Origin of the sequence: Fluviicola taffensis DSM 16823, assembly GCF_943372375.1 — a bacterium.
GTDB lineage: Bacteria > Bacteroidota > Bacteroidia > Flavobacteriales_D > Crocinitomicaceae > Fluviicola > Fluviicola taffensis_A.
In genome coordinates, this window is record NZ_CALRYJ010000011.1 from 26,587 (window position 1) to 48,082 (window position 21,496).

Consider the following 21,496-nt stretch of genomic DNA (forward strand, 5'->3'; position numbering starts at 1 on the left):
ACGTTAACGAATCAAAGTCACATTCCCTTTGATGATTTTCTGTTCTCCTTGAACGCAAGTGGCTTCCAGATAATAATCATAAGTGTCCGGTTTCAGGAGCTTATCCCTGAAGGTACCATCCCATCCGATTGCCTGATCTGTGGTTTCAAAAACGAGTTCTCCCCATCGGTCAAAAATCCGGAAAAGAATCTTGGTCGCAATCGCACTTCTGACGTATAGAACGTCATTTTCCAAGTCCCCGTTCGGAGAAAAGGCATTCGGGACATATACGTAGGTTCGATCACAAACCACTTCCAAAACATTTACTTTTACGGAAGCGGATTTAATGCAAATTCCATCCGTAACATTGACAACATATTGGGTAGTCTGCTCCGGGGTGGCCTGGGTGATCTGACCGAATGGATTCGATAATCCGGCTTGTGGAGACCAAACGTATGAATAACCTGCCGGAAGAGCGGTAAGTGTTGTTGAATTTCCCGGAACAACATATTCCGGATTTGCTTGTGCGGTGATTGCCCCTGAAATACTTCCTACGGAAATGTAAATCGAATCCCGATCAAAACAGCCGTTTGATCCATTCGCATCCACATAAACCCATTGACTTGTCGGTGGATTGGCAATAACTACATTTTGCTGTGCAGTCGGAGTTAAAATACTCATCGGACTCCAGACATAAGTGAACGTCACATTGGGAATCTGAATAAAGGCGGTGAGTGTAGTCGGGTCATTCAGACAAATCGAATCATTTCCTGTTAAGGATAAGCTTCCGCCGATAAAGTAAACGGTGACACTGTCTATTTCCGAACAATAGGCATTTCCGGCTCTAACATAATAAGTGGTCGTTGTTCCCGGTGTGACATTTAGAATTGAATCGGCTGGTGTTGTATTTAAAGTATCTGTAAATTGATTGGTTGATGACCAGATAAAATAATCTGCGGTACCAAATGAATTAGCAGTGAAGGTTAAGGGAAGGGGGGAGCAAAGAATGGTGTCGTTGGAAACTGAAAGTTGAATCTCAGGTAAGACGGTAATATTGATTAAAGCAGTGTCTGTTAATAGACAAACTGAATCTGTAACGGTTAAACGTACCACGTAGTTTCCGGGAGTTGTATAAGTAACTGTTGGCGAGAATACCGTCGATGTAACTCCATTTCCAAAATCCCATTCGTAAGCATCGGATGGTGGACTTGTATTTGTAAACGTAACTGTAAAGTCTTCGCAACCGTTTACATTGTTGGTTGTGAATTCTGCTTTTGGAAGAAGCTGAAAATCAAATTTGAAAACCAGGTTGTTACAGTTGCTATTGGTTCCTGCTCCTGTATTCAGGTTGAGATTGGACCAAGCATTCGGGGTGGTCGGGAAATCACTATGGCCATTACAACCACCACATACGGATTGATAGACAACTCCATTTTTATCGAAGCGGGAAGTTCCCCCATCTACGTGTTCTTGCGCTTGATTTCCGCCGATATAACTTCCGTAAAGTAAGCCTGAGAAGTCTCTTTTGTAAACAAATAAATAAAAATCGAATCCGTTTGGCGAAGTACCTTGGAATGCATCCGAACTGACAGGCATTCCATTCAATGGAACGGATTGAAGGATGTTTGCTCCCCAACCTGAAACATACATGTTTCCGCAAATATCAACCAGGAAGGCGGAAGGTGAAATGTTGATGTTCGGGCTTCCATTCCCAAATACGGTAGAGTTTACAATGGAGGTAAGTGTGGGATTTAATTTTGCGATAAATTGACTACTGTTTGGATAACTCTGAGAGTTTACAACGGGGAAATTTCCTCCGACAGATTGTCCCAAAACAAATATTTCATCGTTGCGATTGATCTCTACGAAGAAGGCCTGGTCATATAGATTCGCGCCGATGTAGGTGCTTTGAACCAGTGTTTGTCCGTTTGGAGTTAGCTTTCCAACAAAACCATCTGATTTTCCACCCAAGTAATTCGGATTTAAACCACCGGTAGTTCCGGGAAGATCGGTACTGGAAGTTCCGCCTGCAAAAACGACATTGTAACTGGAATCAATCTTTATAGAGTAACATGCATCATTATTGGTTCCTCCAAAATAGCTTCCCCAAAGCATCGTACTTAAATCAGATGATAATTTGAAAATGACACCATCCTGCTGACCGGCCAATGTACCTTGAAATGCATTCAGAACCGGAAAGTCAGCAGATCTTGAACAGGAGGCGATTAAACAATTTCCCACTGAATCAATCATGATTTCTCCTCGGAACTGATCTCCGTAATTGGTCGTAAGGGAATCGTATGCAGCAACGGAATTGTAGTTTCCGGAACTCAGCTTGTAGTTGATACCATCATTTTGTGCGCCTCCAACATAAGTTGAAGCAAGCAGGTTATGACCATTTGAACTGATCTTTGAAACGTAGATATCTGTTCCCTGACTTCCGAAATTGGCACCGTTAAACTGAACATTGATATTCGATCCACCGCCATGCGCACTTTGAAATGGGTTTTGCAGCGGGAAGTCTATTGAAGCAGTAATTCCAAACACATACAAATTATTGAGTCGGTCACAAATCAGACTGTTCACAGTTTCTGTTCCTTGTGTAGTATTTCCACCTCCTAAAAAGGCTGTCCAGATCATCGTTTGCCCGTCGGGAGAATATTTTGAAATAAAGACATCCGTGGTATTTAATCCATTGTAAGTTGCCGTAAAATTGGAGGTGACATCAAAAGCCAAGGGATCAGGAGTCGGGTAGGAATTCCCGAAAATAGTTCCTCCCGAGTAAGCCGAACCGTCATAGCCATAAGTAGCTGTCATTCCAAAATTATCAGTAGGAGATCCGGAATAGGTCGCGAATACTAAAATCGGATCAATGATCAGAGTGGCATTTTCATCGTGCTTTCCAAGTTCAAAAGAGACCAGATCTTTCTTTAAAATGAATTTACAAGGGATGGAGCTCAGTTTACCATTCAGTAACTGGTATGCGATGGGTTTCTTTTCAGTTATTTTCCCTAAATCAGTGGATAGGATGAGGTTTCCGGTTTTGTCCAGAGTAATAGAGGAAAACCCTTTCATTTTAAGCTGGATCTGCTTGTAGTCCGTTCCCGGTGCACACCACAATTCGTATTTGAATTCAGATTTGGAATCAATGATCTTCAAATCGATATTGGGATAGAAATTAACCAATGTCGCTTCCTGGAAACTTTGCACATCACTTGCCCATTTTGAGCTGTCATTTCCGATGAAGTAATTGTAGTAATAGGATAATGGTTTTTCTTTTTTTACCTGGTTCACTTCCAGCGAATTCAAAAATTCAACGCCAACCAATGTGCCTCTGAATTGGTCACTATTCTCATCAGAAATGCGTTCCGAATGCGCTTTTTTTAGTGCAGAGTAATCGCGGATGTCGTAGATGAAGCCATGTTGCTGCACCCAGATATTATTGCCCTGGGATTTGGATTGGAATAATACTTTTTCAGCCCATTGACCTTTGTTTTCAATCAATGCATAATGGGTATTATGAACATGTTCTATTTCCTGGGCGACAAATTGACCACCAAAAACAAGTACGCAGAACATTAGTAACAATAGCTTCATACTTGAAAGATATGAAAATGTTTAAAAAGGTTGCATTTTTGGGTATAACTTTTGCGAATCAAATTGCTCTGGTTATATTTGATATAAATTCGAGGCATATGACAACTCAATGGGTCTTCAACGAAGTTGCTACAATTACAGAGAAAAATATCCAACATTTAAAATCGAAGTTTTCAAATTATTCAGAGAACCAATTGAATTGGAAGCCCAACGCTTCGACCTGGAGTTTAGCCGAAATTTTTGCTCACCTGAACGCTTATGCCCAATTTTATCATACGGTATTGAATGAACGGATTGATCGGACCCGGTTTCGTTCCCCCAGATTGAATTACTCTTCTTCACCTTTAGGAAAATCAGCATGGATGTCCATGAAATTGGGAAACGCACGGAATGTAAAGCGGAAATTCAATGCCCCCGGCGAGTATAATCCGACAGTAAGTCCAGGATTAGTGACAGGGAACGAACTGACAACCTTGCTGGATGGACAAAATCAATTTTTGGATATCATTGAAAAATCAGTAGGTGTCAGCCTCCGAAAAGTAAAGGTTCCGATATCCATTTCAAAATTGGTGCGTCTGAGATTAGGCGACGCCTTGTTGTTTGTTGCTTATCACAATGAAAGACACATGGAACAGGCTCTAAAACTGACTAAAAACCCCCAATTCCCTAAAAAGTGAGTAGAATTCACGCATTTTGTAAAGCAAGCATAGCTCCGGTTCGGGCAGAAGCAAGTGACCGCTCGGAAATGGTAACCCAATTGGTCTTTGGGGAGTTGGTGGAAATCACGGAAGTTGCTGACAATTGGCTCAAGATTCATTCGTTTATGGATGGCTATGAAGGTTGGATCGATTCCAAACAGATTCAGGATCTGAGAGAAAAGGAAGTTACCCGTTGGTTGGATGGTTTGGTGGTAGAACATTCTGAATTCAGAATAGTAGAGGGACCAGAAGGAAAACAGGTTTTACCCAAAGGATTTTTCAGACCCTCGGATTCGGAAGAAGAATTCCGGATCGGTAAATCGACTTACCGTTTTTTGAATGAAGAAGATACAAAACCGTCTTCGCTGATTGATTTGGCGCTTAGCTATCTGAACGCTCCTTATTTATGGGGTGGGAAAACCATGTTTGGAATTGATTGTTCCGGATTTATGCAACAGATTCACCGGGTCTTTAACTATCAGTTGCCAAGAGATGCTTCACAACAAGTGGAGATCGGTCTGGAAATGGATTTTGAGGATCGGGAAGCAGGAGATCTGGCTTTTTTCATTTCAGAGTCAGGGAACATTCATCACGTCGGTTTATTGATAAGCAAAGACGAAATCATTCATGCCCATGGGTATGTCCGAATCGACCATTTTGGTTCCAATGGAATCACCCGAAAAATAGATGGAGTGCATTCGCATAAATTACATAGTATCAAAAGACTTTAAAAGACCCGATAATTTTCAGAAAGTGAAGTCCTTCTGATGAAATCGAATTATATTTGTTGCCGAGTTGAAAGGCTTAAAAAGGTTCAAAAGTTCAAATATGGAATGATTGAATTCTTTAAACCCTTTGAACTTTTTAAACTAGTTGAACTAAATAAAGAATAAGCATGAAACGCGATCAAGAAGTATTTGACTTAATTGCTGCAGAAAGACAGCGTCAGGAACATGGAATTGAATTAATTGCGTCTGAGAACTTTGTCTCTGATGAGGTGATGGAAGCAATGGGTTCTGTATTGACCAATAAATATGCTGAAGGACTTCCCGGAAAGCGTTATTACGGCGGATGTGAAGTAGTAGATAAAGTAGAGCAATTAGCAATTGATCGTTTGTGTAAATTATTTGGAGCAACTTGGGCAAATGTGCAACCGCATTCAGGTGCGCAGGCAAATGCTGCTGTTTTCCTGGCTTGTTTGAATCCGGGAGATAAGATTCTTGGTTTTGACTTAAGTCACGGAGGACATTTGACTCATGGGTCTTCTGTAAACTTCTCCGGAAAATTATACAACCCATTTTTCTACGGTGTAAGCAAAGAAACCGGACAGGTCGATTACGACATGATGGAAGAAGTTGCTAAACGCGAAAAACCGAAAATGATTATTTGTGGTGCATCTGCTTATTCCAGAGATTGGGATTATGCACGCATCCGCAAAATTGCTGATGAGGTTGGTGCCCTGATTTTGGCAGATATTTCTCATCCGGCTGGATTGATTGCAGCAGGATTGTTGAACGACCCATTGGATCATTGTCATATTGTCACTACGACAACACATAAAACCTTGCGTGGACCGCGCGGAGGTGTGATCATGATGCGCAACAACTTTGACAATCCATTCGGGTTGAAATGGAACAACGGAAATCCGAAATCCATGGGCGCATTGTTAGATGCAGCAGTTTTCCCTGGAATTCAGGGTGGACCATTGGAGCATGTGATTGCAGCAAAAGCGGTGGCATTCGGAGAAGCATTGTCTGACGGATACAAAACATACATGTTGCAAGTGAAGAAAAATGCAGCATTGATGGCGGAGGAATTCACGAAATTGGGATATAAAATCATTTCCGGAGGAACAGACAATCACAGTATGTTGATTGACTTGCGTTCAAAAGGAGTGACGGGTAAAGATGCTGAAAACAACCTGGTTTTGGCAGACATCACCGTTAATAAGAACATGGTTCCTTTTGATACGGAATCTCCATTCGTTACTTCCGGAATTCGTGTTGGAACGTCTGCGATCACTTCCAGAGGAATCAAGGAAGCGGATATTCCGGGAATCGTTGAGTTGATCGATCGTGTATTGACGAATATCGGAGACGAAGAAACCTTGAATAAAGTGCGTTCGGAAGTGAATGCTTTGATGAGCGCAAGACCACTTTTTACGTGGTAAAATAATAGAATTGAGAACAACAGTCGGGGCGGAAAATTTTCCGCCCCGACTGTTTTATATGATGATCAATTACCTAGCTGTTTCAGGAATGGAAGTCGGCTTACTTATAAATTTCAGGAAGCCTAAACTACAGTATAAAAGGATAATCCTCAGTGAAAGATAGAACTTAGCGCGTCTGGTAAGCGCGCATTTATCTGTGCATCTGCGGGAATATTACTGTCTTGCCAAAAGCTTTGCGGAAACCTTATAAGATGCTGTAAACGTCAGTCCTTTTTGGAGTGTTGAAAAAGTCATCAGCGCTTTTTTATACCACGATGGATCCGTAGCTTTCTTTTTGAAATGCTCGTGGACTTCAATATCGTATAAAGTGCCGTCGAGCCATGCCTGAATTTCATAGATTCCGATACCGAAGTATTCTGCGCGATCCAGCACAATTGCGAAATCCCATTCATTGAAATGGAGATTGGTCGACTCGTCGAACCCGTCATTCATGTTTTTCAAATCATTAAATACTTTTTGTTCTAAGAATTCAACTTGCTCCATAATGCGTTTAAAAAATTTTGGCTAAGGTACGCAGAATTAAGCAGGGGAAAGAACATTTTCCATTCTATCGTTTTGCATTAACACATTCTTTGTTATTGTTCCATATTTTTTTGTTGGTTCTTTAATTTGGGCTTCACACCAGTAGGATTGGAATCAAATACATTTGCAGAAATAATTTGTTCATGTTTCAAACCAAGACGCTACTACTTTTAGGAACTGTATTGTTTTGTGTATCATTATTTGCGCAAAATAACAATGTAGGAATTAATACTGCTACTCCGGATCCATCCGCAATTTTACATCTGGAATCAACCAATCAGGGTTTATTGGTGACGCGTCTGACAACTGTTCAACGGGATGCAATTGCAACACCTGCGACCGGATTGATCATCTATAATACAGATGGAAATCAAGTGGAGATTTACAATGGAACTTGCTGGATTCCGAGTTATTTGAAAACCTGTGATGATTGCGATGTGCAGTTCACTTTGGCACAAACAAGTTATGCGATAGATCGCGTAAATAACATGTCTGTTTCTATTCCTGTAACCATTACACAAACAACACCAAACGGACAAACCCTTCCGGTGGATTTAGGTTTTTCACATACCTTTTCAAACGAATCGACTGTTACCTTAAGTCAATATTCGTATGCCGGAGGAACCACAACAGTCAATATCGATATTCAAACCAGTGTTTTTGAAAATGGTGGAACACATCATGTCACTTTGTTTGGGATCTGCGGAGATCGAACCGTTGTAAAGACCATTGCAATTGATATCCAGGCTTGTGATTTGGTAACAATTAGCAACAATCAATTGAATTACAATTTAGCAGCGAATGGAATTACCGGAACCAATTGTGTGGTAGTGACTATTGAAGATGACGTAGCAATTCGTTCGAGTACGGCGGCGAATCCTGCCTTTTCAACTGGAAATATCAATGCGAATTGTCATTTGGGAATTGTTAATCGCGGATATATTTTCGGAAAAGGTGGAAATGGGCCGCAATTGATGGGACAAAACGGGGAGAATGGTGGGACAGCACTTGAATTGAACTGTCCTGCTGAAATTCGTAATACAGGGATGATTTATGGAGGTGGTGGATCCGGGTTGACAGTTGGAGCTTTCGAATCCATTAATTTAGGAGTTGCTACACTTTGTTTGGCAATTGGAGCAGGAGGAAGTGGCGGAATTCCGGACGGACAAGGAGGTGGAGCTGCGCAGGGTTCGTGTTCATTGATGGTTGGAGTTTGGGCAGATGGAAACGATGCAGGACCAAATTACGATGACAATGAAGGTGCTCCTGTAAGTAAAAATATCTCTCAATCCTTTTCTTTCGGTCCTGTACAAGGAACTATTTCAATTACTGCCAATGGTGGTGGTGGCGGTGATTTTGGAGAAGCCGGAACGGGTTCTTCCCAACCAGTTGATTTTGGAGGCTCTTCCCTGGAAATTTGTCTCAATATTCCATTCATCGGAAATGTTTGTGCACCTGTACCGGGATTCTCATCCGCATTAAACGCTATTGCAAACGCTATAAACAATGCTTTCAACACATCCGTTCCCGGATTAGGTGGTTACGCAGTGAAACATACTTTACCTTGCTCTTTACCGGATGGTAATTACCAAACTTATTCGGTTCGGGGAAAAATCGGAAACTAATAACTTTTACCAGATGAAATTTATAACGAGTATACTTTTTGTTTTATTGACAACGCTTTCATTTGCTTTTGAAGGAACGATCCATTGCGTGAAGACGGAAAACGGAGTAGTCACCAAATTCGATTTTTATGTGAAAGGGAATACCATTGTAGTCGAAAAGAGGGGAATCGGTGAATACTATAAAATCATCTTCAATAGAGACAAACAGGAAGTTAAAATATGTTTGGAGAGTCCGCAATTCTCCCAAAAAGGATATTATTTGCTTACCAAAGCAGACATGGAGAATAGTCCCCAATCTAAGATCTACAGTCAGAAAGAATTGGCTCCCCAGCAAGTAGGAGAGGTTTCTTTTAAAGCTTATTCATTGGTTTCGGACTTAGGTTCTGTGATTGGTCTGGTTGGAGAAGATCAAGTCGATTTACGTGGACTTTCCACCTTTTTCCAGGATCCGGTTTATGAATTGATCGATCAGTTCAATTTGAGTCAATTGCCGCGAAAGTTGGAAGTGACAAAAAATACCGGTAATTACACCATTGAGCTGGAAGCCGAGGCAGGAAATGTAAACCAAAGTTTATGTGAAGTTCCTGCTGGATATACGCAATTCCAGGTAACTGCCTTAGTGAAATAGACATGAATCGGATTGGTGCACTTATGTTTTTTTGTTCACTTGTTTTTTTGAACGCAAGCGGGCAGAATGCACTGTTTTTTTCAAATGCCGACACGGTGTTTATTGATGAGAATGCACAGGTTCACGTTTTTGGAAACATGGTGATAAGTGGAAATACCTCCTCTTTGATCCAAAATGGATTTGTGCAGACTTATAACGATGCAGCACCCGGGAATTTTGAAATTCAATTGAATGGGAATGTCTATTCCAAAGGAAATTACCGGATAGAACAAGATTGGATCAATAACGGTCATTTGGTGATTGATACGGGAGAAGTTGTCATGTATGGCGGAAATCAATGGTTTTCGGGTGACAGCATTTCCAGATTCTATGATTTGCAATTGACAGGTACAGGAGTCAAAGAACAAGCTCAGGATATACGTGTTCGCAATCAGTTGGATTTAACGAATAGAGAATTAGCGGTACATCAGAAGCGGGTTTATATAGATAACGCATCGGATTCGAGTATTGTTTTTGATTCGACATTCGGTGCGGAAGGAATTATAAGCACGGATGAAGACGGTCAAATTCGAAAAGTAATTCACCAAAATGAATTGAATCTGATTCCAACCGGAAGTTTGGTGTCGGGTTTTCGCCATCGTCCACTCGTTGCAACCTTGCTAAATGTCAGTTCGGATACACTGGTGCTAACGTATCATCAGCATTCACCGGATTTGATTGGTTTGCTTTCAACAGATCTGGACAGTTTGTGTCGCATTCAAACAGCCTATTTTTATACGATCCATTCAACAGAAAGCTCAGCCCACTATGATTTAGGATTTTCAACCTATTTACCGACAGATGGAAATTATCCGGATCCTTCTTATTGGGATAATCCGACTTGGAAACCGATTCCCAATCGATATGCAGTTTCTGGAACAAATTACACGATTATTCATGCAGCGGATGAGTCTGATTTTACTCAGGAACATTACAGTTTGGGACATCGAACGCCGGTGAAACCGGAAATTTTGATTGATACGACGGAATGTTACACCTTATCTCAGGCAAGTGTGATTGATCCGGATAACATGTCGAATTACGATTGGAGTGTTTGGAATACAGCATTGGATGCGGAAATTGCTTCAGGTCAGGGAAGTTCTGAGGTAACAATCGATTGGAACTCACAAATTGGAGGAACTGTTGCGGTAAGTTATCAGGATGCAGATGCGTGTTGGTCCTTTCCTACTGAAGTGAGTATTTCCGATGTAAGCATTCAGGCAGATTTTACCTCGAATCATGCCAACTCGGTAAATTTTGACACGGATTTCACTTTTACCAATACTTCTTCAGGGAATATCGATCAATATACCTGGGTCATGCCTACAGAATCGATTGACATGACTACCAAAGATCCCTTGCAGTATACATTTACCACAGATGGGAATGAAATCACCTATCCGGTTTGGCTCATCGCATCCGATTCGATTTACGGCTGCATTGATACAGCTTATCAGGAAATTATCATTCCCAATATTTTCGTGATTTATGCACCGAATAGCTTTACTCCGAATGGAGACGGAATCAACGATTTCTTCTTGATAGAAGCTTCCGATATTCTTTCATTGGACTTGAGTATTTTCAACCGTTGGGGCGAACTGATTTACCACGGCGAAGCAGGAGCAGAGTCGAAAGATGCGTCTTGGGATGGAAAATATCAGGGAGAATTGGTGCAAGATGGAACGTACACCTATTTGGCTAAAGTGGTTCCAAAGAATTACAATCAAGGTGAATACGGTGCGAAAGAAATCAGCGGATCGGTATTGGTTTTGAGATAGAACGAAACAAACAGTCGGGGCGAATAATTATTCGCCCCGACGGTTTTCATTTTTAATCAAGATTCATTCTCACCGCAATTCAATCCGTACAAAGCGATCTTTTTTAGCTTCCGGATCCGGCAAGGGACGTGTTTGATTGGCGAATTTTTCCCCGTTGGATTTCACTACAATGCGTTCTGCATCAATTCCGATTCGAATCAATTCATCTCTTACCAGATTTGCACGTTTAAGTCCCAAATACTGGTTGTATTCTGCTGAACCTCTGGCATCCGTATGTCCTGTTAAGGTCATGATCCATTCCGGATTCTCCTCCATTACAATTTTGAAGAGGTCTGCGCTTTTTAGTGTGAAAGTAACCTCCGATTTGTTGTATTCAAAATAAACAAACTGGGGATTCAATGAGTCCGGTAAGATTGTCTTTGCCTTTATGGCAAGCGGTGGAATGACTTTTCCGATGGTTGGGAAGAAGGTGAAAAGGTCGTCATTTCCATCTGCACGATTGGATGAAAAGTAAACAGTATCAGACGCTTCTCCATAAACCAGGAAATCGTCTGAATGAGAATTAATAGGAAAGGATAAATGACGAATGTTTGTGAATTGTTCCTTTGAAAAGGAAGCTTCATAGCTGTCCAGATTTCCAAAACAAGGCAATCCGTTGGTGCTGTAACGAAGAATGGAATCGTTTACAAAATGAGGATACAGTTCATCACCAGCCGTATTCAGTTCTGTGATGTTTCGAACAAAATTCCAGGAAGTACCATCAAAATGTAAGAGTACCAAATTACTGGAAGTCGCAGTATCGTGATGAATTGCCGCAACGAGGTAATCGCCGGTTTCATTCAAGGCAACATGTCCTGCTCCGCATTGGTTCATGGGTAGGTCTGTTTTCAGTAGTTGAATATCGTTTAACGGTTCACCGAAACCAGTGAAATTAGCTTGGTAAAGTTGAGGTCTTGCCAAATTTCGCGTTAACTCCAAAGATTTGGTGATTGAGAAATAGGCTTTGTTTCGTTTATGGTCAATCTGGATTGAGTTTAAGGACCAATTGAGGTTTTGGTTTCCGAAAATATTCCAAGCGACCTGTTTACCATTTTTCACGTGATACGGTCTAAGAAAAAATACCTCGTCAAAATTGCCACTGAGTTTTGTTTCTGCCAATAGACTGTCTTTTCCTTCTTCCTGAAGTACAATCCAGTCATTCCCGCAGCGGTAAAGAAGTTCTGCATTTTTGGAGTTGGAAGGATGGTTTTCAATAGTTCCTTTCAGAGAAAAAGTGTCCTTCATGGAATAAAGGCAATTGGCTTCAAACAATCTGGGCAAGCTTAGCTTAGCTGCTTTCTGTTGTTCGGTAAGAGCCAACGGATAATTTCGCTCCAAAAAGGCGAATTGTGCAGCATAACCTGAAAGCGAATCAGAAGAATTTTCACTGCGCATCTGCATTACCAGATCCAGACCTTTTTTGCTTTGATTGGTGAAAAGATAACAGTTCAACAATTTTATCCGGTCTTCCTTGGATAAAGGGTGTTCAGCAATTGAATTCTCCCAAATTTCAGCAGCTTGTTTGTATTCGAAATTCAAGTAGTAATAGCTTGCATCCTTTTTTGTTTGTGAATAGACAAGCGACGTGAAGAAGAAAAGAATCAGGGTGCCAAGAAAACGTAGAGTCATAAGTTATTTGAAAATTCTGTTGCGTTTAAACCAAGGAGTTTCACCGGGTTGATCTGTTTTTTCAGCTTTCTTTTTCTGAAATTGGAATTGAACGAAAATTTCGTGTGACCCATTTCCATACTTGCGGATTTGTGAAATCCCAAAGTCGTAATTGTAACCAAATTGGATGATTCCGAATTTAGCACCAACTAAAGCTTGAACCGATTCTTTGTGTCGGTATCCCAATCCAAAGAAGAAGCGCTTGTTGAATTCACCGATTACATTTACTTCTGCTTGGAATGTCTTGGCTTCAATGAAGCGACTCAACACACTTGTTTTCAAACACCACTTCTCTTTCAGTTGAAAATTGTATCCTCCATTAAAGTAATAATGGCGATTCAAAGTGTTGGGAATGGAAGCCGAAAAGGAAAACAGGTCGTGTTTGGATTGAACCAGATTCTTTACGGAAACTCCAACGTATCCTTTATCTGAAAAAGTGTAATAAACTCCCAAATCCGCATCCGGTACAAACTGGTTGTTGTAACGACTTGAGATGGCTTGGTCATTGGGAATTTCGGTCGTTAAACTGGCAACATCTACCACGTGCTGTGTAAATGAAGCTCCCAAACCTATTCGGATTCCGTGAAGATTGTCTTTAGACAGACGTAAACGATAGGAAAGCATGAGGTTAAAACCGGAACTTCTGCTTGGACCGCTGGATTCGTTGTAAATGTTTCCTCCGAAACCAAGTCCTTTCGCGATTTCACCATGTGCTGTGATCAACTGTGAAACGGGCGCGCCGTCAAATCCAACCCATTGAAAACGACTTTTAATGTGGACAGGAATATAGCTTTTGCTTCCAGCCGCAGCGGGATTGAATGAAGCTTCATTGAACATGTAGGTACTGTTCAAACCAAGTTGTTGTCCCCAAAGAGACGTGCTTGTGAAAAATGCAATCCCTAAAATCAGTGGGAATAAAATCAATTTTTTCATTTTTTTTCTCTTTAAAGATTAACGAACAAGTGTCACCGGTCCCTTCATCGCATCGGAATCCGGAGTTAGTTTTACAATGTAGAAATAGGTTTCAGAAGGCAATTTCTCCCCATTATTCGTACCGTCCCAAGGGATGTAGGTATTGTCTTGTTCATACAACAAATTTCCCCAACGGTTGTAGATTTGAACACTGATTTCCGGGAATTGCTCTGCACTTGGAATCACCCAGGTGTCATTTGTTCCATCACCATTCGGAGAGAAACTGCTGTAAAGAGCATATTCTTTAGTTGAAACAGTGACCAAGACCGCATCACTTGAAATACAACCCATCACCGTTTCAACAGTTAAGATGTATTCCGTTGTGGATGTCGGGTTGGCAATTGGATTGAGTATGGTAGATGAACTTAGACTGTTTCCGGGACTCCATACAATGGTACCTCCAATGGATGTCGAACCGGAAAGATTCACTGCTGCGCCGTTTAAACTCGTTAAATCCGGTCCTGCAGATACGATTGGGCTCGCTTCCACAGTTAAACTGTTGGATGTGACAGATGCATCGATTCCACATGCATCCTGATAAGTGAGAATTACCTCAATCTGATCTCCGGCTTGTAAGGAAGAATTGGTGTAAACATTACTTCCCAAAGCATCGGTAACCCCATTTACTCTCCAATCATAACTTAAAGTTCCGGGTGCATTCATTGGAATTGCTACCAGGTTCACTTCTTTTCCTTCGCATAAAGTTCCGGATAAGGAGGAGAGAATGATACTTGCAGAAGCTCCGCCGTTGCTAAACATGGTAATGATGTTTGAGTTAACGGTCGGAATAGTGGCACAAGCCGAATTGGAAGTGACGATTAGCATGATTGCATCTCCGTTTGAAAGGGTAGAAGTAGTGTAAGTGGTCGTACTGACTCCGGTAGATGCTCCATTCAGGTACCAATCCAAAACCGGTGATGTTCCTCCGTTCAGAATGTTTGCGGTAAATGTAACCGGGTTACCTGAACAGAAAGTAGTACTCGGCACACTGATATAAGCAATGGGTGTCGTATTCGAATTAACCGTTAAAGTAATTGGATTGGAAACCGCAGTTGCGGCTGAAGTACAAACCGCTGATGAGGTAAGGGTTGCAGTAACAAGGTCTCCGGTGTTTAAGGAGCTGTTGGTATATAAAAAACTATTCGATCCGACATTCGCTCCGTTCAATGTCCATTGAATACCCGGATTTGAACCGGCATTTGCTACATTAGCTGTAAAAGTTACGGGTTCATTAGCGCAAATACTTGTTGCAGAAGCGTTGATTGCAATAGTAGGAGTAAGGGTGGTATTAACCGTCATGAAAATGCTGTTCGAACTGATGTTATTGGTGCTGGCACAGGATGCGTTTGATATAAGTTGAGCACTCACTTGATCTCCCTGAATCAACGTAGAATTCGAAAAAGTAGGTGAGTTAATACTCTGAGCAATTCCATTTACATACCATTCATACGTTGGAGTTGTTCCACCATTGGTTGAAGTTGCAGTGAAATTAACTGCTGCCCCCGAACAAATTGGATTGCTACTTGCCGCAATGGATAGGGTTGGAGTAACGCTGTTTGTTACGGTAACATCCAATTGTGCACTCACACTTTCACAACCTAAGGCTGAGATTTGTGTGACGTAATAACTGGTATTTGCAGAAAGAATAGGAGTAGAGTAGGTAGAACCCGTTCCGACTAAATTTGTCAAACCGTTATCTGCATACCAATGAATGGTACCTGTTCCCGTTGCAGTAAGTGAGACCGTTGAATTGGTACACGAGTTAGTCGGAGCAACAATTGGTGCACTTGGTAATGCATTTACAACCGTTCCGACAGGTACGCGATCGGAGGAACAAGTTCCATCAGATTCTTCCACATAATAAGTGTAAGTTCCCGGGGTTAGAGTCCCTGCATTGTACGTTGCTCCGGAATACAAGATTGTTCCTCCGGAAGCAACAGTGTACCAGTTATAGATTCCACCGGAACCGGAAGCTGTAAGTTGTGTATTTTGACCATCACAAACAGCCGTTGCTGTTGCGGAAGGTTCGTTTGGCGCGGGAGTTACATTTACGGGCACGGAAGTTAAGTTTCCTGCACATGAACCGGTGCTTTCACCAACATAAAACACGGTGTTTTGAGTAAGTGTTGTTGTGGTAAATGAACTGGAAGCACCAGCTGTTGATTGTAAAACTACCTGACCCAAGGGATCACTGTACCAAATCATGTTTCCTCCACCTGCACCGGTTGCTGTTAATGTGGCGGTATTGTTTTCGCAAATAGTTGCTCCGCTTGCTGTTGGTGCAACGCCAATTCCGTTTACAGTGAAATCATAATAAACAGGAGCGCTCCATCCGCAGCAAGTTTCGCGGATACGAAGTCGGACTTTGTAATTGGCAGTTGTTCCGGTTATTGGTGTTGTCCAGGTAGCTACAGAAGTATTAAAAATGGCTGTTGGAGTCGTTGTTGATCCACTGGCAGGGAAAATAATCCATTCGTATTCTACTCCGGTAGTTGGGGTATTCATATTGAAAACAGCTCCTTCACAGATTGTATTTGACATGGATGGATCAAACGTCGGCAAAGGCCTCGCAGTATTAATTTGAATGAAATTGTGATAAGTAACTCCGTCGATAATCAAATCTTGCGGACCGGTTGTCGTAAAACTGACCAGTGCACTATTCGAAGTATTGGAATAGCTGCTTGAAGCACTATTTAAATCTTGGATATAGGATCCTGAACCGGCTAAGGTCCAGGTTCCGGCTCCTTTTGTAATCAGAATTTCTGAGTTGGTACATGCTTCACCCGGTTGATTGGTAATTACTTGGGAAATAGGAGTGAATGCGATTGGTGTAACTGCTGAAGTTCCGACAGATTGAATGGCTGAGCTGATTCCGCTTGCTCCAACGCCACCGTTTCCACCGTTTCCGCCCACACCGCCAGCTCCACCGGTACCACCGGCTCCCACTTCGATGTTTCCACAAACACGACCTCCGGTGACTGCACAACCTGCCGTAGTACTGGTATTGTTACCACCACCGCCAAGTCCGCCAGTTCCACCGGTACCTCCGGTTCCTCCGATTCCGCCGGTTCCTCCGGAAGCAGCAGTTCCTATTGTTGTATTTAAATCAATGGTATTTCCGGTACTGTTTACAAGATATAAGGCAAAAGAACCTCCGCCTCCCCAGCCGCCGGTAGCGCCAATACCTCCCTGGCCTCCGCCACCACCGCCTCCGCCTCCGGAACCGGTTCCGTCAATACAAAAGAAGCAGCCTTGTCCGCCACCTCCGCCGCCTCCGCGACCACCACCACCTCCGGTACCATCTGTACCGGTTCCAGCTTGTCCTGCGGGCAACCAAAAATTATCGTAGGTAGAAGAAACCGTTCCATTTGATCCTACAGTACCTGCAGTACCGTTTGTTCCGGCAGCACCGGCTTTTCCATCGTTGGAGCAAACTCCGCTACTGTTACTTCCGTAACCGGTTCCTCCTGTCCCGAATGTATTTCCTCCTAGAGCACCTGCGCCACCGTTTCCACCGTTTCCGCCATTACCTCCTGAATTGTTTTCCGCTCCGGCAGAACCTCCGGAACCGCCACCACCGCCATTTCTGCTCGAAGCACCAGCAGTTCCGGCCACTCCATTTTGACCAGGATTGGTGCACGAACCGTCGTTGTTTTGAGTCGCTCCTGCAGTTGCTCCACCACCGTTTCCTCCGCCACCACCGAAATTGGTTATGCAGTCATCATCACAATCACCTGTTGATCCGCTGCTTCCTAAAGCACCCGGAGAACCCGCTGTTCCGTCAACACCGTTTGCTCCTGCACTTGCATTTCCCGTATTCATTACGGTGCGAACCAAATTCCATCCGCTGGCGTTTCTAAAGTAATAACCGTAGACACTATTTCCGCGATTTCCGGTCGTTCCGCTTACTGTTCCGGCAGAGCCTCCATCTTTCACATGAAAAGTAATATCGAGTATCTGAAAATTGTTGACTCCGATAGCTTCAATACCAATGTGATAACCGACAGTTGTTCCTGCTGCACCATCGTAAGCCGCTGTTTCCAGTGGTGAGTTGATATTGATAACGGTAACCAAACTGCTATTTTTTCTTCCGATGCCGGATACAACTTCCCAGTCGCCATCCACTACAATCTGGTCGCAACCAATCACCATTTTTGATGTTAAATTGTAAGTGCCCGACAAAAGTCGAATGTCATATCTGTTCTGAATACATGCTTGCGCAAGTGCGGTATGAATATCCATCGGATTTGATTCGGATCCGTCGCCGATTGCCGTACCAGTATTACTGACATAGATCGGACTGCATTGACTTAGAGTAATTTGACTTGACAAAATCAAGGTCAGTAGTAACAGTAGTTGTTTCATTTTACGCAGAGAGTTACGAAATTAAAATGCGCAAAATGGACTTGATTTTAACGCATTGCTTGTAGCGTGTAAAATTATTCCCTTTCTGTGAAGCCTATTTTAAGCAATAACTAAATCGGTTTTACTATTGTGTATGTGTAACATCATGAGAGTGTTAGCTTCAGAATAACAGAGGTGTGTGACAAACTAGTTCTCTTTCCAATTCTTTGGATTATCTCGGATGTATTGACAAATCCGATGAAACGATTCGGTATCACTGATGATGTGTTCGTAGTAGTTGGATTGCCATTCAAAAGAAGCACCTGATTTTCGAATTTCAAAGGAGCATCTGCCTTTGTACCAACGGATGATGCGGGACAGGTTTTGGTGGAACATCGGGTTTTGATGCCCGGCGAAACCGCCTGTTTGTTGTTCCGATTCCTGCCGATCCTGTAGGCACGCGATTAATCGCGTGCCCACAGGATTTACAGGATTTTGGGATTCATTTATGATAATTATCCCATGAATATGATCCGGCATCACGACGAATTCGTCCAATTCGGCAAAGGGAAATTGAATGGGGATTTGGTTCCAGATATCGGTTGCAATAATCGCAGCTACGGTTGGATTCAATTCTCCGGATTCAATGGTGCCAAAATAGTGCTGCCTGTCTTTGGTGCAGATAGTAATGAAATAGGCTCCGGCGCTGCTGTAATCGTATCCGTTTAATCTGCGGCTGCGACTGCTGGGAATAGGGGAATCATTCATTGAATTTGATCTTTCCTATATAATTTAAGAAAAAAGATCATTTAAAAAAAACTGTAGGCAAAAAACAACTAGTGGGCACGCGATTAATCGCGTGCCCACTAGGCCTGTAAAGACCATAGGATCATCCTACTGGTTTTTTTATGCAGCACTTATACTCCCATCATCGCGTTCTCTGCTGCCATTGCCGACTCGTGTTCTTGCATTTTGGTAGTCCAGTACAAACGCCGGATGATCGGTTTTGAAGATCAGCATCATGCGGTCGATTTGGTCGCGGAGGATTTCCGTCAGTTTCGATTCCAGCTCTTCTATTACCCTGGTTGCACCTTTTCTTCTTAAGAGTGCGATCCGGGAAGATTCAATCAGCTCGGGCAAAGTATCAATCTTTGCGATCAGTTGGGAGATGAATACGGCCGTAATCCCGTAAACTTCCAATTCAGATCCGTATACCTGCAAATCATTTTTCAGGTCGTTACCATGTACTTTTGCTTTACCGTTGGTCATTCTTACCAGATCAGACTTGCTGATGCGGTTGCGTTCCTGCAGGATGATGCTGTTTGTTTCCTTTCCATGGAGGTAGAGCGCGTTGTGTACCAGGATCATTTCCTCCGATAAGCGGTTCAACAGCTCCTGTTTTTCTTTGGTTACTCCGGTCATGGCGGTAGATTGTTCGCTGAATTTCGTGTCCAGCACCGTCAGGTTATTTTCAAACAAGCTCACTGCCGACACGAAAGCCGGAACCCCGTTCCAGATAGCTTGGTTTGCTGTTAGCACGGTATGTACACTCCCGAACATACTGCGCTTGTTGAGTGTTGTCTTTTTCATGACTTTTCGTTTTAAAAGTTCTTGATTTGATCCATTAAAAATCCGTGCCAAACCGTTGAAAAACAACTGTTAATGGCTGTTAAACGAGCGCCTGGTTGAGCGATCTGTTCTTTCTCCTTCGTATCCGGTCGTTTTGATTGATCGTACACAGACGTTTGAAAGCGTTTCACGGGCGTATGAAGCAATTACACACGCCTTTGAACGAGAGTAAGCTGAGTTTGAAAGACCTTCACGCGCGCCTGATTTGTTTTCCGATGCCTTTGAAAGGAGGAAAGGAAGGATGGAATAAGAGAAACCGATTATTGAAAGAGGAGCAGGGGTATATGATTGGGATCGAGATGGGCAGGAACGAATAACTGGGCTGACTGAATGCAGTTCACGTGCTGTTGAGAAAGTGACAGCAGGATTTGATTGGAGCTAAGCCGGTTTGGAAAGCAGAAAAGAAGGGGATGTTGGGTGACTTGGAAGGGATGAACGAAAGAAAATATAAATGGATGGATGAGAAAATTAAAAGTAGGATAAAGAATTATGGATAATTTATCTCAGTATTCGTTTGATATTCATTAAATTAAGTTATTGATAATTTGTTGAGATAAAAAAAAATAGTAGATTCGAAAAGGCGAATTAAATATGAGTAAAGTAAAACACGTATTGGGTATTTCAGGCGGTAAAGACAGTGCTGCACTGGCTATTTATCTGCACGATAAGTACCCGCATGTGGACTTTAGCTACTATTATACCGATACCGGAAAGGAATTGGACGAAACCTACCAGTTAATTGAAAACATCGAGATTTACCTTGGTAAAAAAATTGAAGTACTGGTAGCCGAAGAAGCACAAAACAGTTCGGAAAATCCCTTCGATTTCTTTTACAAGTCATTTCGTGGTTACATTCCTTCGCCTACTGCACGCTGGTGTACGAACATGATGAAATTGCAGCCCTTTGAGAAATACGTGGGCACGGAAAAGCCAACTTTATCTTATGTGGGAATTCGTGGAGACGAAGAGCGCGAAGGATACATTTCCAAAAAGAACAACATTCAATCCATTTTCCCTTTCAGACGCAATATCTGGAGTGAAGATGTGCTACACAAACTGTTTCATCCGGACAATCACCAAACGGTGATGGATTTTTACAGTGAGTTGTACAAAGGAAAACGTCTGGATAAAGTGGCTGAATTACTGAGTTCTCCGATCACCTTTGAACGACACCAACGCACCGCAACCGAACGCCAGATCAAACACAAGTTGAACGGTTTACTGGATTTGGATATAGTTGATTTCAATAAAGCGACGTTCAACTTCCTGAAAGGAACGGAATACCCGCTTTCATTTGAAGAAGATTACTTCCTGTTGGAAAACACGGATGTATTGGTACGTGACGACATTTTCGCTATCCTGCGCAAATCAGGAGTTGGGGTTCCGGCATATTATGAAAAAATTAATTACGAAGTAGACGGACAAATTGGTCAGTACGCGAGAAGTCGTTCCGGCTGTTTTTTCTGTTTCTTCCAACAAAAAATAGAATGGGTTTGGTTGTATGAACAACACCCGAAACTCTTCAAAGACGCCATGGTGTATGAAAACGTAGATGAATTCTTTACCTGGAACCAGGGAGAATCATTGGCGGAACTCATCCAGCCGGAGCGCATCAAACAAATTAAATTAGAACACCTAAACCGTATGAACCGCGAAAAAGCGAAATCGGATTCCAACTCTCCCTATTTACTGGATATTTTGGATGATGAGGAAGGAACTTGTACAGCCTGTTTTGTATAAGGAGTTAA

General features: G+C 42.4%; 16 protein-coding genes. 9 read left to right on the top strand and 7 right to left on the bottom strand.

From position 1 onward, the window contains the following. Positions 1-3: 3 nt before the first annotated feature. Positions 4-3,576, bottom strand: coding sequence for a T9SS type B sorting domain-containing protein (locus tag AAG807_RS14745; RefSeq protein ID WP_341905490.1), 3,573 nt, complete (start codon positions 3,574-3,576; stop codon positions 4-6). 98 nt (positions 3,577-3,674) lie between these two features. Here AAG807_RS14745 and AAG807_RS14750 point away from each other — a divergent pair, with 98 nt between their 5' ends. From AAG807_RS14750 to AAG807_RS14765, 4 genes are all read left to right on the top strand, one after another. Next, positions 3,675-4,253, top strand: a complete 579-nt coding sequence (locus tag AAG807_RS14750; protein ID WP_341905493.1) for a DinB family protein — start codon at positions 3,675-3,677, stop codon at positions 4,251-4,253. Further along, positions 4,250-5,005 carry an NlpC/P60 family protein gene (locus tag AAG807_RS14755; protein ID WP_341905496.1) on the top strand — a complete coding sequence of 252 codons (756 nt, stop codon included), beginning with the start codon at positions 4,250-4,252 and terminating at the stop codon, positions 5,003-5,005. The genes AAG807_RS14750 and AAG807_RS14755 overlap by 4 nt, the downstream gene beginning before the upstream one ends. Positions 5,006-5,169: 164 nt before the next feature. Further along, complete coding sequence (glyA, locus tag AAG807_RS14760) at positions 5,170-6,444, top strand: serine hydroxymethyltransferase (protein WP_341905499.1); 1,275 nt, start codon at positions 5,170-5,172, stop codon at positions 6,442-6,444. A gap of 10 nt (positions 6,445-6,454) precedes the next feature. Next, positions 6,455-6,607: a GxxExxY protein gene (locus AAG807_RS14765; RefSeq protein ID WP_341905501.1), complete on the top strand. Its 153-nt coding sequence runs from the start codon at positions 6,455-6,457 to the stop codon at positions 6,605-6,607. Positions 6,608-6,657: 50 nt separating this feature from the next. Here AAG807_RS14765 and AAG807_RS14770 read toward each other — a convergent pair whose 3' ends face one another. After that, positions 6,658-6,987: a hypothetical protein gene (locus AAG807_RS14770; RefSeq protein ID WP_341905505.1), complete on the bottom strand. Its 330-nt coding sequence runs from the start codon at positions 6,985-6,987 to the stop codon at positions 6,658-6,660. Between the two features lie 182 nt (positions 6,988-7,169). Between AAG807_RS14770 and AAG807_RS14775 the strand changes: the two genes are divergently transcribed. From AAG807_RS14775 to AAG807_RS14785, 3 genes are read left to right on the top strand one after another with little or no spacing between them, the layout of a single operon-like run. Further along, positions 7,170-8,651 carry a hypothetical protein gene (locus AAG807_RS14775; RefSeq protein ID WP_341905509.1) on the top strand — a complete coding sequence of 494 codons (1,482 nt, stop codon included), beginning with the start codon at positions 7,170-7,172 and terminating at the stop codon, positions 8,649-8,651. Between the two features lie 13 nt (positions 8,652-8,664). Beyond that, positions 8,665-9,279 (top strand): hypothetical protein, encoded by a 615-nt coding sequence (locus AAG807_RS14780; RefSeq protein WP_341905510.1) that lies wholly within the window; start codon positions 8,665-8,667, stop codon positions 9,277-9,279. 47 nt (positions 9,280-9,326) lie between these two features. Next, a complete protein-coding gene (locus tag AAG807_RS14785) occupies positions 9,327-11,096 on the top strand; it encodes a gliding motility-associated C-terminal domain-containing protein (protein WP_341905513.1) in 1,770 nt (589 codons plus the stop codon). 69 nt (positions 11,097-11,165) lie between these two features. On the opposite strand, the gene AAG807_RS14790 is transcribed toward AAG807_RS14785, so the two are convergent. The 5 genes from AAG807_RS14790 to AAG807_RS14810 all read right to left on the bottom strand — a co-directional run bounded on the left by AAG807_RS14790 (position 11,166) and on the right by AAG807_RS14810 (position 19,679). Further along, entirely contained in the window at positions 11,166-12,764 is a 1,599-nt protein-coding gene (locus AAG807_RS14790) for an OmpA family protein (protein ID WP_341905515.1), read from the bottom strand. 3 nt (positions 12,765-12,767) lie between these two features. Further along, the gene (locus AAG807_RS14795) at positions 12,768-13,736 is read right to left on the bottom strand and encodes a type IX secretion system membrane protein PorP/SprF (protein WP_341905516.1); all 969 of its coding nucleotides are present in this window, start codon (positions 13,734-13,736) and stop codon (positions 12,768-12,770) included. A gap of 18 nt (positions 13,737-13,754) precedes the next feature. Beyond that, positions 13,755-18,140 (bottom strand): gliding motility-associated C-terminal domain-containing protein, encoded by a 4,386-nt coding sequence (locus AAG807_RS14800; RefSeq protein WP_341905518.1) that lies wholly within the window; start codon positions 18,138-18,140, stop codon positions 13,755-13,757. Between the two features lie 186 nt (positions 18,141-18,326). Continuing rightward, positions 18,327-18,887, bottom strand: a complete 561-nt coding sequence (locus AAG807_RS14805) for a transposase (protein ID WP_341905521.1) — start codon at positions 18,885-18,887, stop codon at positions 18,327-18,329. A gap of 138 nt (positions 18,888-19,025) precedes the next feature. Further along, positions 19,026-19,679 carry a hypothetical protein gene (locus AAG807_RS14810; protein WP_341905524.1) on the bottom strand — a complete coding sequence of 218 codons (654 nt, stop codon included), beginning with the start codon at positions 19,677-19,679 and terminating at the stop codon, positions 19,026-19,028. Positions 19,680-19,885: 206 nt separating this feature from the next. Here AAG807_RS14810 and AAG807_RS14815 point away from each other — a divergent pair, with 206 nt between their 5' ends. Both AAG807_RS14815 and AAG807_RS14820 read left to right on the top strand, forming a co-directional pair. Further along, the gene (locus AAG807_RS14815) at positions 19,886-20,065 is read left to right on the top strand and encodes a hypothetical protein (RefSeq protein WP_341905525.1); all 180 of its coding nucleotides are present in this window, start codon (positions 19,886-19,888) and stop codon (positions 20,063-20,065) included. Positions 20,066-20,339: 274 nt separating this feature from the next. After that, the gene (locus AAG807_RS14820) at positions 20,340-21,488 is read left to right on the top strand and encodes a phosphoadenosine phosphosulfate reductase family protein (protein ID WP_341905526.1); all 1,149 of its coding nucleotides are present in this window, start codon (positions 20,340-20,342) and stop codon (positions 21,486-21,488) included. Positions 21,489-21,496: the final 8 nt, after the last annotated feature.